This is a genomic window from Odoribacter sp. Z80 (assembly GCF_009935865.1).
In the GTDB taxonomy this organism is placed as follows: domain Bacteria; phylum Bacteroidota; class Bacteroidia; order Bacteroidales; family Marinifilaceae; genus Odoribacter.
Map to the genome: position 1 here is coordinate 70,388 of NZ_QWEL01000004.1, position 14,137 is coordinate 84,524.

Here is a 14,137-nt window from a genome sequence, read left to right on the forward strand (position 1 = left end):
CTCTCCGGAGACCCGGAGAGTATTTTATTTATCTTTTTCCGCTCATTTTTCCTCGCTTCGGAAGGTAGAAGCCGGTAATCCCTCCCCGTTTATCAGATTTCCCGTCGAATAAGCTTGCCATCCATAACGGACTTCACACGGATTTTTAACCTGCGGAGCATAAACCCTGATCACATCTCCCGCGACTTCTGCCCGTGCAGGATAAAATATACCTTCCTTACCCGCCAATTCAAAAGAACGTAACGGTTCACCATCCGCAGTTTTCATGCCTTCTGCATTTTCAAAACTTACATAAGCCATGCCCTTTTTAAATTCAACACCTGTAAACATCGGTCCCGCTTTCACCACATGCCCGAAATGGTAAGTATCTTTCAAGGCCAGACGGGCTAAACGTTCCCCCACCTCCTGCTTCTGCACCGGATGAACATCCGTGGGATGACCGATATCACTGGTTACTGCTATACCGCTATGTTCCACCAGCTCAGCCAAACGGCGCTGACTATCCCTGAAATGAGGCCAGCTCGGCCGGTTTAAACTTGAAAGCTGAACAAAATAAAAAGGCATCTCCTTTCCCCAGATATTCCTCCAGCTTTCTACCAACACCGGAAAAATAGCCTCATGAAGTTCTACATTATGAGCGTTCGATTCACCCTGATACCAGATTACCCCTCTGATGGGAAAGCCGGCCACCGGACGTACGCCAGCTTCATACAAATAACAAGGTTCGTAAGGATGCCGTTGCAAAGCTGTCCGGGCATTCTGAATGTTTAAAGCAGCACGGCCCCTTACCCAGTCCTGAAGCATATCATTATTCTTCCAATCATACAAAATATCCACCAGCTGATGATTAAATTCTAATGAATGCCGGTCTATAAATGCTTCTGCCGGAGCTCCGCCCACAGCATTACAAATCAACCCCACCGGCACTTTCAGACTATCTGACAACATACGCCCGAAATGAAAAGCAACAGCCGAGAAATCGGCAACCCTATCCTCCTCAGGCAAACTCCACGAAGCAGGCAAATAATATTCCAGCCTATTCACAGCCGCCAAAGCAGCAGAATCCCAGGCCACCGCATCCGTATATACCCTCGGTTTCATATCAAACAAACGCACCTGAACCTCTGTGCCTTTTTCCCTCCAATATTTTCCCCGGGCAGACTGTTTGATCATAAAGGCCATGTTGGACTGTCCGGAACAAATCCACACTTCCCCTACCAACACATCCTTAAAAATCAATTCCCTGCTGGAAGCAGAGACCTTCAACTCATAAGGCCCTCCGGCCCGTAAATCCTTTAAAGTCACTTCCCAGCGACCAGCAGCATCGGCTTCCCCACCCCGTCTTTGTTTACCCAACTGCACCATCACCTTCTCACCCGCATCAGCCCTACCGCTAATCTTCAGCTCCGGTCCCCGCTGCAACACCATATGGTCACTGTAAACAGGAGACATTTGTAATCCGCCAAAATCTCCGGTAATGGCAGAATAAACTGTGCGGGCCAAAATAGAGGTCCCTTCCGCATCCGGATGTAAAGCATCCGGCAACAGCTCCGGACGGCAATACAACTCCTCCTGTAAATCAATCAACCCTACCCGGGCATCCGCTGCCACCTTTTCAATGGCATGCTGAATCTGCTCATACCAATCTCTTGTCCCCGATTTAAAACGGTGGTGACGATGAGAAATAGGAGACATCCGGCATATCCAAATCTGACAACGGGGATTTACCGAACGGAATGAATCAATAAGAGCCAGATAATCAGATATAAACTCGTCCCGGTAGTTCGGCCAGTTACGCGGGTCCGTATCGTTCAATCCCAAATGAATAATAACCCTGTCACCAGCAAACTCCAACGCTTTCTTAAATTCAGGCTGCCAGATGTAAGGACGATGGCCCTTGTTCAATAAAGTGGCACCGGATTTACCAAAATTAGCGACTTCATATCCATCTCCCAGCATCCGGGCCAATTGAGCCGGATAACAGTTTTTTTCCCGTTCGGGCAAAGTATAACCATAAGTCACACTGTTCCCCACACAAGCCACTTTTATCCGTTGTGCAAATGCCCCTTCAACAAATAGAGACAACACATACACCAAAATAAATAATCTCATTTCCAAATAGTTATCTTAACTTCTCCAATATTTGCCAACATTGATAAAGGCCACGGGGCACATGAAAACATCCTTTCCATTTTCCTCCCTTCAAAGGAAGTAACACCTCTCCCCGACGGTTGAGATAACCGAACCATTCCGGATATTGAGGATCAGCAAAATGCGTCCAGACATAATCATGCACTTTTTCAAACCAGGACAGACACTCCCGGGAACCGGTCAGTTGATAACCTTTGAGCATAGAAATCAAAGTCTCTATATGCACCCACCACAATTTTTGGTCCCACTCCAATTGCTGCACCGGATGTCCCAAACGGTCCATAAAGTAAAAAATACCGCCGAACTCATTATCCCAGCCATATTCCACCTCTTTCAAAGCAATCGCCACAGCTTTCTCTATCAAATCTTTACGATTCAAACGAACTCCCAAATCCATAATAAACCACATCGCCTCAATCGCATGTCCCGGATTTAAACAACGACCATCAAAATTATCTACCAATTCTCCCTCCGAAGAAACATGCTCCACTATCAACCCCAATTCCGGCCGGTAGAAAACATCCATCACTTCATGTATACAAGTATCAATTGTCTTTGCCAGAAATTCTTCATCCAGCAAAGGCTCTATTTCCAGCGCCAGATTACATAAAATCATAGGCAAAGCAAAACTTTTCATATTTCGGGTCCCCGGTACCGCCTTATTCCACTTGCCTTTCGGATTTGCCACTTTGGAAAGGATTATATCAAAGGTTTTCCGCGCAATCTCCGCATACTCCGCATTCCCCGTAGCCATACTCAGTTGTCCGAAAGCCATCGTCGCAAAAGTATAAGAAAATATATTGTACGGTTCCACCAAAGGCTTCCCCTCTTCAGTTAACGCAAAATACCAGTTCAGATTTCCGTCATGCCCGAATTTCTTCATAAACTCAGCTCCCTGAACAGCACAATCCAACCATTCCCGGCGTTTCTCTACTTTATTGTACAACATAGAAAACATCCAGATCTCACGTCCCTGCAGCCAGATGAATTTATCCCGGTCAAAAACATTTCCTTCACGATCCAGACAAGTATAGTAACCACCATGCACTTTGTCCTGTGACTTTTCCAACCAGAACGGAAGCACACGATCTAACAACTCACTTTTATACTGTTCTGCTAATTTACCAAAATCAACCATCTCAAATAACTTTATCAATTCATATTTCCAATTAACATATAAGCATCCGCCGAACGGATTCCCGGCTTGGTTTCACCATTAACAATCACCAATCTGTTTTTATACCATACCATAACCGCACCGGCACGGGCAACCTCCTCCCAATCGCCTAAACTGGTCCATTCTCCGGTTTCCGGTCTGAACAACAACAAACGGCGGTTGAATCTATACCAGTCAGGTTCATGCTTCATATACATGCTCTGCTCCTGTTTCAAACGTTCCGCCACCTCCTGCAGTCCCAATCCTGCAGCTTTCCTTTGCAGCAAAGCATTATCGACTGCAGCCTTGAAAATGGCATAATCCACACCGCCCTGAAAAACTACAATCTCATCATCCAGAACAAGACCTGCCGCACCAACCAACCCCCTGGAGCCTTTCCCATCCTCCGGCATAATCTCCCCTGCTTCGCTCCATTTACCATCTGCCGGATTGTAAACCAAACCATCCGTCGCAACTACACTTTCCCGGTCTCCGGCAACAGGCTGAAAACCTCCCATCAGATAAAATTTTTGCTTTACAACAGCCGCAACAGGCTGCAACCGGACAGGTCCCGGATAAACAGGCAATTCACTCCACGCCTGCGCTCCCACCCCCTCCAGCACAAAACACCGTTTTCCCGGCATACCGTCTATATTTCCACCCGCCACATAAATATTTTTACCATCTGTGGCAGCAGCCAGATTATCCATTGCAACGGGCAAACCGGGTAAATCTCTTACAATAACAACTGAATGCCCCGCATCCCAGTTCAACAGCCAGACATCATTCAAAACCTGATCCCGGTTACAACCGCCGATACAAACAATTCCTTCCGGCAACGTAACACTCGCTCCATTGGCTACTTGTACAGGCAGACGTCCCGCGATCTCCCAGCTTACTTTTTTTCGTTCCGGATTCCTGAGCACATAAATCTGATCATAATATACTTTCTTTCCGCCATCTGCCGCCGGAAGATCCGGGAAATTACAACCGCCGGCAACCACAACAGCATCTTCCAATGTCCCTCCGAATGCAGCAGATACTCCTTCTTTTCTACCCCCTTTTTCAAAAACAACCAGTTCCGGCAACCTGCTTATTTTCACCCGTCCGTGTCTGTCTTCCCCCTGTTTCTCCAAAGAAGAAACCGAAATTTCAGCCCTACCGGCCGTATAAAGAAACAAAAATATCAGACTGCCGATAACAAAATATTTCCTCGCCATAAAAACCAATTACACAAAATCCAAACAAAACACTTGTTTAGCACTCCTTTCACTATCCGGCAGAACCTCCGGCGTCAGGATTCATTCAGATTCCCGCCCCCGAAGGTTCTGCTTATCTCCCGCTATTCCTTTAAAATTTATTGCACCTGTCAAAAAAACGGATGGCTTCCAGCTCAGCTTTCATAGCTTTCTCTTCATCGTCAGTCATATTCTGGAAAGGCGTCCGGTTCTTTCCTAAATCCAAGCCGATCAGTTTCATAATCCGTTTACCGCCGACAATATTACCACGGAAATGACAAATCACATTAATCACTGCCTGTGAAAAATTCTGCAACTCACGAGCTTTCTCAATATCCCCTACCTCCCAAGCGTCTAAAATACCAACCAGACAACGACCATTATAGTTAGTCGTTCCGCCTATTCCTCCCTGTGCTCCCCCCATTGCCAGACACGGCAATATAGTCTCATCCTGTCCGTGCAGCATATCAAACTTGCCATCTTTATACAAACGGCATTGATTATACTCATACAAACTCTCATAGGTATATTTGATGCCCGCAAAATTCGGAATTCTCCCGTCTACAGCCTCCAAAAAAGCCGGCATAGGCAAATAAGCATTATTAAAGGCCGGAATATGATAATAATAAAAAGGCAATTGAGGTGCCCCGGAAGCTATTTCCTCACAATACTTCACCAATTCTTCCACCCGGTTGATTTTTGGAAAAGGTGTTGCCATAGCTCCGATTCCCCATGCTCCGATTTTCTGAGCATGAGCAGCCAGGTTACGGCTCATCTTAACACAGGTAGACCCTACATGGACAATGACCTTGAAACCCTGAGGCGCAGCAGCAACCCACTCTTCTGCCAATTTCATCCGCTCCTCCTCTGTCAACATATAACCTTCCCCCGAAGAACCATTGATAAACACACCCTTCAAACCGTTTTTTGCCAACATATCAGCATACGCACCGATAGGTTCATAATTGACTTCACCATTCTCTTTGAAAGGAGTAAAAGGAGCGTCAATCAATCCTTTAATTTTTTCCATTCTGTTTTTTTATTTATATGATAAATAGCTTGAATCGTAAGGACGAAATAAAACAGATATTCCTAATAAAACAAATAATCTTATTAAAATATTTTAACAAAAAGCTGTATCAGGCAATCATCATAATCTCTGTCTTCAAGTTTGTCTGTTCAGAATATTCTGTATATATTGCCGGACAATTTCTGGAACATCATGCAATATAATACATTATTTCATACAGTGTCATGAAACACAAATCCTTTCTTTTATCACTGATTTTTTCAATTGTTATTCTTTCCAGCCAGGCACAACAGTCCAAACACCCGGTAGACTACGTGAATCCGCTGATGGGCACCGATTCCAAAATCTCGCTTTCAAACGGAAACACTTATCCCGCCATCGCCCTGCCCTGGGGGATGAATTTCTGGATACCGCAAACCGGAAAAATGGGCGATGGATGGGCCTATACATACGACTCGGATAAAATACGTGGCTTTAAGCAAACCCACCAACCCAGCCCATGGATAAATGACTACGGACAGTTCTCTCTCATGCCCATGACCGGCGACCTGAAAATAGACCAGGACCAACGGGCTTCCTGGTTCTCGCACAAAGCCGAAAAAGCAATGCCCTATTATTACAGCGTCTACTTGTCCGAATACAACCTCACTACTGAAATCACACCCACAGAACGATGCGCCTGTTTTCGCTTCACTTTTCCCGAAACAGAAAAGGCATACGTAGTAGTAGATGCTTTTGACCAGGGATCGTATATCAAAATTATTCCCGAAGAAAATAAAATCATAGGCTATACAACCCGCAACAGCGGCGGCGTACCGGACAACTTCCGCAACTATTTTGTCATTGTATTCGACAAACCTTTCACTTTCCATAAAGTATGGAAAGACTATCACACGGTAGACCAACACCTTGAATTGCAGGCCAACCATGTAGGTGCCGCCATTGGATTTGCCACTCAAAAAGGCGAGCAGGTACATGCCCGCGTAGCCTCCTCATTTATCAGCCCCGGACAAGCCGAAGTAAACCTTCAGGAAATAGACCGGAAAAGCTTCGACAACATCAAAGAAACCGGACGCAAGATATGGAACGAAGTACTGGGACGCATCCGGATAGAAGACAACAACATCGACCGCCTGCGTACTTTCTATTCCTGCATGTACCGGTCGGTGCTCTTCCCCCGCATGTTACACGAAATAAACGACCGGGGTGAAATCATGCACTACAGCCCTTACAACGGCCAGGTACTGCCGGGCTATATGTTCACCGATACTGGTTTCTGGGACACTTTCCGCTGTCTCTTCCCTTTCATCAACCTGGTGTTTCCCTCCATGGGTGAAAAAATGCAGGAAGGGTTGCTGAATGCTTACCTCGAAAGCGGTTTCTTCCCCGAATGGGCCAGCCCCGGCCACCGCAACTGCATGGTAGGCAACAACTCCGCCTCTGTGATAGCCGACGCCTTCATGAAGGACATCACCAAAGCCGATGCACAAAAAATGTATGAAGGCTTGCTGCATGGAGCCAACAGCGTACACCCACAAGTACCCAGCACAGGACGCTACGGTCACGAATACTACAACAAACTGGGATATATACCTTATGACGTAAAAGTCAACGAAAATGTGGCCCGCACACTGGAATATGCTTACAATGATTGGTGCATTTACCGCATGGGGCAGAAACTGGGCCGTCCTGCCGAAGAGCTGGAACCCTATAAGAAGAGAAGCCAGAACTACCGCAACGTATTCGACCCGGAAACCAAACTGATGCGCGGACGAAATGCCAACGGCAAATTCCAGGCTCCTTTCAATCCGTTCAAGTGGGGCGACGCCTTCACCGAAGGAAACAGCTGGCACTACACGTGGTCCGTATTTCACGACGTACAAGGACTGATTGACCTGATGGGAGGCCGGCAGACCTTTATCGGTATGCTCGACTCCGTATTCTCCCTGCCACCTGTTTTCGACGACAGCTACTACGGCAGTGTCATTCACGAAATCCGCGAAATGGAAATCGCCAATATGGGCAATTACGCACACGGCAACCAGCCCATCCAACATATGATTTACCTTTACAACTATGCAGGAGAACCCTGGAAAGCACAATACTGGTTACGCGAAACCATGAACCGCCTCTATCTGCCCACACCCGACGGCTATTGCGGCGACGAAGACAACGGCCAGACCTCAGCATGGTACGTATTCACCGCCCTCGGGTTCTATCCGGTATGTCCGGGAAGCAATCAGTATGTACTGGGAGCCCCTTACTTCAAGAAAATAACATTACAATTGGAAAACGGCAAGAAATTAGAAATTTCCGCACCAAAGAACAGCGATGAAAACCGGTACATCCGCTCCCTGAACTATAACGGGAAAAACTATACCAGGAACTACTTCGATCATTTCAAACTGCTAAAAGGCGGCAGAATAACCTACGACATGGATAACCGTCCCAATAAAGACAGAGGTGTGAAAGCAAGTGACTTCCCGTATTCTTTTTCTAACAACACGCAATAAGCGACAGAAACGCTGCCAATGATTCAAACTTACTGTCCTCTAAAAAAACAATAAGATTTTCTATTTTGAATAGTTATTATTTACTTTGCAACGTTTTTTAAACCTAAACGGCTGTCTGAATTAAATTAGAGCAAGATGGATATAACACAACATCCGGAAAAAACATTCTACCGCAAAGATGAATACTTTGACAATGAACGCACCGAAAAACTAAGCTATCACTACAAAGAAATCATTAAATTATTAGGGGAAAATGTAGAAAGAGAAGGACTGTTACAGACTCCGTTGCGGGTAGCCAAAGCCATGCAATTCATGACCCAGGGATATGGGCAGAATCCGGAAGAAATCCTGCAATCTGCTCTTTTTAAGGAAGACTACCGGCAGATGGTCATTGTCAAAGACATCGAAATATATTCCCTGTGTGAACATCACATGCTTCCCTTTGTCGGCAGAGCCCATGTTGCCTACATACCCAACGGATATATTACCGGCCTCAGTAAAATTGCCCGTGTTGTAGATGCGTATGCCCGCCGTTTACAGGTACAGGAACGGCTGACCCAGCAAATAAAGAACTGCATCCAAAATACCTTACACCCCTTAGGAGTAGCTGTTGTCATTGAAGCTCAGCACTTATGCATGATGATGCGGGGAGTACAAAAACAAAACTCCGTAACAACGACTTCTGATTTCAGTGGCGCATTCGAAAAATTAGCCACGAGAGAAGAATTTATCCGCCTGATCAGTACAAAATTGAGATAAATAGCACAAGACAATCATCGGGATGAGATAAAAAATATTTACCTATTAAATAATACTGTTATGAAAAAAGCATTTGTTTTTCCCGGGCAGGGAGCACAATTTGTAGGAATGGGAAAAGAATTATATGAAACCTCTCCCAAAGCCAAAGAATTATTTGAAAAAGCAAACGATATTTTAGGCTTCCGCATCACCGACCTGATGTTTGCAGGCACTGACGAAGACTTGAAGCAAACCAAAGTAACCCAACCGGCCATTTTTCTTCACTCAGTGATTCTCGCAGACAGCCTGTCGGAAACTCCCGACATGACTGCCGGCCATTCATTAGGAGAATTTTCCGCTTTAGTAGCAGCCAAAGCCCTCTCCTTCGAAGACGGACTGCGTTTAGTACATGCCCGGGCTTTAGCCATGCAAAAAGCTTGCGAAGCAAATCCTTCGACCATGGCAGCCGTTATTGGTATGCCGGATGAAACCGTAGAAAAAATATGCCGGGACATAGAAGAAGTTGTCGTTCCGGCAAACTACAACTGTCCGGGACAAATTGTCATCTCAGGAAGCAATGAAGGAATTGAAATCGCCTGCCGGAAACTGACAGAAGCCGGAGCCAAAAGAGTGCTCCCCTTAAAAGTAGGAGGAGCTTTCCATTCTCCCCTCATGGAACCTGCCCGCCAGGAGCTTGAAGCAGCCATCAAAAATACCCGTTTCAATGCTCCCGTTTGTCCGGTTTACCAGAATGTAGACGCAAAACCCTACACCGATCCGCTCAAAATCCAGGAAAACCTCATTGCACAATTGACGGCATCTGTCAGATGGACCCAAATCATGAAAAACATGATCGCCGACGGTGCCGGCTCCTTCCTCGAAATCGGACCGGGAAAAGTACTCCAGGGCCTGCTGAAAAAAGTGGATGCAGAAATCGAAACTACCGGAATCCAATAATTCCAACCGATAAAAACAATACGGAAACCGCCTGAAAGTCTTTTTTCAAGCGGTTTCTTTTTTCGCATATTTTTTTGAGTTTTTTATTTTTTCGACACAGCTAATTTTATACCTTTAGTGCGCTATAATGGATTTTTGTATATTAACCTATGCTTGACAGAAAACTGAAACGTCGCTTAAATGGCTTATTCCGGTTAGTAATCATGCTTGCCATTTGCATCATTACCGTATATCTGTTTCCCAAAGCCGGCAGTTTCCAATATGAATACCACAAAGGAATGCAATGGAGGTATGAAACCCTGAATGCCCCGTTTGACTTTCCCATATATAAAACCGAAGACGAACTGCAAAATGAACGGGAAAAAATCATGGAAAAACAGAGTCCCATATTTTTTCTCAATCCCGAAACAGCTCCCCAACACATTCAAAGATTCCAATCCGCCCTGCATCAGTTCAGCCAGGAAGCAACTCCGGCAGCCCTGCAAAAGGTCTTGGACAAAATTCAGACCATTTACCAGGCCGGCATCGTACAACTACCGGAACAGTACAATGCAGACAAAATACATCAACTTAAAATCGTAGAAAATAACATCGGCAGAAAAGTCGATTTTAACCGGGTATATACTTTAAAAAAAGCTTACAGCACCCTGAGCGAACAAATAAAACAGGCCGGATTGCCAAAATCCGTACAGGACAGAATTCTCAGCCTGAATTTAAACAATTTCCTCCAACCCAACCTGGAATTTGACGAAGGCAAAACCACACTGGAGCTCTTCAATCAACTTCAACACATTAGCCTCACCGAAGGAATGGTCCAACAAGGGGATGTTATCATCTCCCAAAGTGAAACGGTAACCCCGGAGAAAATAAAAATTTTAAATTCACTCAAAAACGAATACCAGCTTAAACTGGGCACCACGGAAACCTACATGAAAACAATCGGCGGACAAGTGATCCTGGTGCTCGCCTCGCTTCTCATTTTTTCCATATTCTTTTACTACTCCAAAAAACGCATCTTTTACAACAACCGGGAATTTATCTTTCTGTACGGACTATTTCAGGCTACCATCCTGTTGGGAAGTCTGGGCTATTATCAGAACATCAACATATTTGCCGTCCCCGTATTGTTTTTCATTATTATTGTCAACATCCTCATCGGCGGCCGCTCCGCCCTGTACCTATTGCTGAGCACCACCCTCCTGCTGGCCTATTATGCACCCAACAGCTATATGTTCGCCTTCATGCAAATAGCTGCCGGCATTGTTTCCATATTCAGCCTGATTCATTTACAAAGACGAGGCCAACTCATCTTATCCATATTTTTCATTTTCATTACCTATTCCTTAGTCTATACGGCTTTTCTGCTTGCTCAGGAAGGAGAAATCCGAACAACCCATCTACTGGAATTCCTGTGGCTATTCGTCAATTGTTTACTGTTGACCCTCACCTATCCTGTCATCTATATCTTTGAACGTATTTTCGGATATACTTCGGAAATCACTCTCATTGAACTTTCCAACCCCAATCATCCGGCTCTACGGAACCTGACTAAAAAGGCCCCGGGGACTTTCCAGCATTCACTCATGGTAGCCAACCTGGCCGAAGAAGCCATCTACAGAATAGGCGGAAATCCCCTGCTTACACGGACCGGAGCCCTTTATCATGATATTGGCAAAACCTATGACCCCATCTTTTTTATCGAGAATCAAACCGGCGGTATCAACCCGCACAATCAATGCGACTACGATATCAGTGCCCAGCACATTATAAATCACGTAACCAAAGGTGTGGAACTGGCAAAAAAATATAACCTTCCGGAAGCCATTATCAACTTCATCCGGACCCATCACGGAAAAAGTAAAGTAAAATACTTTTACAACTCTTTCAAGAACCAATATCCCGACCGGGAAATAGACGAATCCCTGTTCACCTATGACGGTCCGGATCCCGTTAGCCGGGAATGCTCAGTGGTTATGATGGCTGACGCAGTAGAAGCAGCATCCCGCACCCTGGCCGATAAAACAGAAGAAAACATCACAAAACTGGTAGACAACATCATTGACAACCAGGTACAGGAAGGACGCTTTGCCAATGCCGATATTACTTTCAAAGACATCGGCATAGTAAAAAAAGTATTCATAGAAATGCTTACAAGCATCTACCATTCCAGAATAGCCTACCCCAAACTGGAAAAAAAAGAAGATAATCAACACTAAAAACAAGGAATATGACACAAAAAGCTATTACGATTAAGGATTTAGCGGAAAAATTAAATATCTCAGTGTCCACCGTATCAAGAGCACTAAAGGACAATCCCGAGATCAGCCAGCAGACGCGGAAAACGGTACAGGCTCTTGCCAAAGAACTGGGGTACAAACCCAATCCGATAGCCGTTGCCTTAAAAACACATAAAAGTAATACCATAGGTGTAGTCGTTCCCCAGATAGTGAACACCTTCTTTGCCACAGTCGTAAAAAAAATTGAAGAAATAGCTGACAAATACGGCTATAACGTACTGGTGAGCTCTTCCAACGAAAGTTTTGAAAAAGAAAAGAAAAACATCGATATATTTTTAGCCAACCGTTGTGACGGAATCATCTTATCCATCTCCAAAGCCACAACCTCCTACGAACACATCAAACAAATTCAGGAAATGGGGATTCCCCTGGTGCTTTTTGAACGCACAACCAAAGAATTGGAAGTTTCTAAAGTAGTCGCAGATGACGCCGACGCTGCTTTTAAAATCGTACAGCATTTAATCCATGGCGGTGCCAAAAAAATCGCTCTGCTGACCGGTCCGGAACAACTCTCCATCGGTAAAAACCGCATGAAAGGTTACCTGAAAGCCATGACTCTTAGTAAATTGGACATCAACACAGACTATATCATGAGGTGTGAAGACTTTTCGGTAAAGGCCGCAAAAGAAGCCACCCAACGCCTCCTGAATACCGGAAATATCCCGGACGCCATCTTCGGCATCAATGATGACATGGCCATCGGAGCCATCGAGGCCATCAAAGAAAAAGGCTACCGCATACCCCAAGACATTGCCGTATTCGGCTTCTCGAACAGCAAACGTTCACGGTATATGACCCCATCCGTCAGTACAATCAACCAGTTTCCGGAGAAAATCGGTGAAACAGCAGCAGAACTTCTCTTCGAACAGATATTAGACAACAAGCATGCTCAAATACGCGAAGAAGTCATCAATTGCGAATTAATCGTACGGGAATCTTCAGACCGTTCCAGCTTACAATAAAATTCTCAGATAACAACCGGAACAGTAAAGTAGTTCCGGTTGTCTTTTCCTACCCTCATATAGTGCAATCCTCATTTCGACCGGTTAAAGATTGTTAAACCCACATTGTATTCCATCCTTCCTGATTATATTTGTATACCAGGTGTCAATCGTGGGACAAAGAAAAGAATATGGATGTAATTGTTGAAAACTTAACGAAATCCTTTGGTTTCCAAAAAGCAATAGATTCTGTAAGTTTTACAGTAAAAAAGGGAGAAATACTGGGATTTTTAGGTCCGAACGGAGCCGGAAAAACCACAACCATGAAAATAATGGCCTGTTTCCTCCAGCCCGATTATGGAAATATCTTCTTCGACAAATATTCCATCCACAAAAATGCTTATAAAATCAAACAGTTCATTGGATATTTACCTGAACACAATCCCCTCTATGAGGAAATGAACGTCATTGATTTCCTGAATTTTATAGCAAAAATCCACAATATTCCCAACTATAAAATCCTGTCCAGGGTTATGGATATGATCCGCATGTGCGGATTAGAAAACGAAAAGCATAAAAATATCCGGGAACTCTCCAAAGGCTACCGCCAGCGGGTAGGCTTGGCACAAGCTCTGATCCATGATCCCGAAGTGCTTATCCTGGACGAACCCACCACCGGACTCGACCCCAACCAGGTGATAGAAATCCGCGAATTGATTAAAACGATAGGCCGGGAAAAAACAGTCATAATGAGTTCCCACATTTTAGCAGAAATTGAAGCCACCTGCAACCGGGTCCTTATCCTTAATAAAGGGAAAATAATGGCTAACGGAACTTCTGCTGAATTGCAAAGTCAGTCCTCTACGGATAAATTACTGAAAATTAAAATCGACGGCGAAAACAGCTCAGATATATATGACGAACTCGCTCTGATTCCGGAAATTAAAAATATCCGAACCCAGGCAGACCGGCAATTTGAAATCCGATGTGAACGGAATGCAGAAATTGAAAAAGCTATTTTTACTATATGCTGCCAAAAACATTGGTACATCCGGGAAATCACCCCCATTGAAACCCGCCTGGAAGACATCTTCCGGCAGGTAACCCAAAACTAAT

Annotated in this window: 10 protein-coding genes; 6 read left to right on the forward strand and 4 right to left on the reverse strand. The window is 44.8% G+C overall.

Annotation, left to right across the window (positions count from 1 at the left end; translation table 11 throughout):
• Window positions 1-42 precede the first annotated feature (42 nt).
• The 4 genes from D1136_RS05300 to D1136_RS05315 form a co-directional block, all read right to left on the reverse strand.
• Complete coding sequence (locus D1136_RS05300) at window positions 43-2,112, reverse strand: GDSL-type esterase/lipase family protein (RefSeq protein WP_161876593.1); 2,070 nt, start codon at window positions 2,110-2,112, stop codon at window positions 43-45.
• A gap of 10 nt (window positions 2,113-2,122) precedes the next feature.
• On the reverse strand, window positions 2,123-3,289 hold the full coding sequence (locus D1136_RS05305) for an AGE family epimerase/isomerase (protein WP_161876594.1): 1,167 nt from the start codon (window positions 3,287-3,289) through the stop codon (window positions 2,123-2,125).
• Window positions 3,290-3,303: 14 nt separating this feature from the next.
• Window positions 3,304-4,527 carry a cyclically-permuted mutarotase family protein gene (locus D1136_RS05310; protein WP_161876595.1) on the reverse strand — a complete coding sequence of 408 codons (1,224 nt, stop codon included), beginning with the start codon at window positions 4,525-4,527 and terminating at the stop codon, window positions 3,304-3,306.
• 130 nt (window positions 4,528-4,657) lie between these two features.
• Window positions 4,658-5,575, reverse strand: a complete 918-nt coding sequence (locus tag D1136_RS05315) for a dihydrodipicolinate synthase family protein (protein ID WP_161876596.1) — start codon at window positions 5,573-5,575, stop codon at window positions 4,658-4,660.
• 224 nt (window positions 5,576-5,799) lie between these two features.
• Here D1136_RS05315 and D1136_RS05320 point away from each other — a divergent pair, with 224 nt between their 5' ends.
• The 6 genes from D1136_RS05320 (at window position 5,800) to D1136_RS05345 (ending at window position 14,136) form a co-directional block, all read left to right on the forward strand.
• A complete protein-coding gene (locus tag D1136_RS05320; protein ID WP_161876597.1) occupies window positions 5,800-8,088 on the forward strand; it encodes a GH92 family glycosyl hydrolase in 2,289 nt (762 codons plus the stop codon).
• 135 nt (window positions 8,089-8,223) lie between these two features.
• Window positions 8,224-8,847, forward strand: a complete 624-nt coding sequence (folE, locus tag D1136_RS05325) for a GTP cyclohydrolase I FolE (RefSeq protein WP_161876598.1) — start codon at window positions 8,224-8,226, stop codon at window positions 8,845-8,847.
• A gap of 60 nt (window positions 8,848-8,907) precedes the next feature.
• On the forward strand, window positions 8,908-9,783 hold the full coding sequence (fabD, locus tag D1136_RS05330) for an ACP S-malonyltransferase (RefSeq protein WP_161876599.1): 876 nt from the start codon (window positions 8,908-8,910) through the stop codon (window positions 9,781-9,783).
• Window positions 9,784-9,932: 149 nt separating this feature from the next.
• On the forward strand, window positions 9,933-11,999 hold the full coding sequence (locus D1136_RS05335; protein WP_161876600.1) for an HD family phosphohydrolase: 2,067 nt from the start codon (window positions 9,933-9,935) through the stop codon (window positions 11,997-11,999).
• Window positions 12,000-12,010: 11 nt separating this feature from the next.
• On the forward strand, window positions 12,011-13,042 hold the full coding sequence (locus D1136_RS05340; protein WP_161876601.1) for a LacI family DNA-binding transcriptional regulator: 1,032 nt from the start codon (window positions 12,011-12,013) through the stop codon (window positions 13,040-13,042).
• 170 nt (window positions 13,043-13,212) lie between these two features.
• On the forward strand, window positions 13,213-14,136 hold the full coding sequence (locus D1136_RS05345) for an ATP-binding cassette domain-containing protein (RefSeq protein WP_161876602.1): 924 nt from the start codon (window positions 13,213-13,215) through the stop codon (window positions 14,134-14,136).
• Window position 14,137: the final 1 nt, after the last annotated feature.

Excerpts from the sequence above, each read along its gene's own strand:
- D1136_RS05300 (WP_161876593.1), bottom strand. The coding sequence starts at position 2,112 with ATGAGATTATTTATTTTGGTGTATGTGTTGTCTCTATTTGTTGAAGGG.
- D1136_RS05305 (WP_161876594.1), bottom strand. The coding sequence starts at position 3,289 with ATGGTTGATTTTGGTAAATTAGCAGAACAGTATAAAAGTGAGTTGTTA.
- D1136_RS05310 (WP_161876595.1), bottom strand. The coding sequence starts at position 4,527 with ATGGCGAGGAAATATTTTGTTATCGGCAGTCTGATATTTTTGTTTCTT.
- D1136_RS05315 (WP_161876596.1), bottom strand. The coding sequence starts at position 5,575 with ATGGAAAAAATTAAAGGATTGATTGACGCTCCTTTTACTCCTTTCAAA.
- D1136_RS05320 (WP_161876597.1), top strand. The coding sequence starts at position 5,800 with ATGAAACACAAATCCTTTCTTTTATCACTGATTTTTTCAATTGTTATT.
- folE (WP_161876598.1), top strand. The coding sequence starts at position 8,224 with ATGGATATAACACAACATCCGGAAAAAACATTCTACCGCAAAGATGAA.
- fabD (WP_161876599.1), top strand. The coding sequence starts at position 8,908 with ATGAAAAAAGCATTTGTTTTTCCCGGGCAGGGAGCACAATTTGTAGGA.
- D1136_RS05335 (WP_161876600.1), top strand. The coding sequence starts at position 9,933 with ATGCTTGACAGAAAACTGAAACGTCGCTTAAATGGCTTATTCCGGTTA.
- D1136_RS05340 (WP_161876601.1), top strand. The coding sequence starts at position 12,011 with ATGACACAAAAAGCTATTACGATTAAGGATTTAGCGGAAAAATTAAAT.
- D1136_RS05345 (WP_161876602.1), top strand. The coding sequence starts at position 13,213 with ATGGATGTAATTGTTGAAAACTTAACGAAATCCTTTGGTTTCCAAAAA.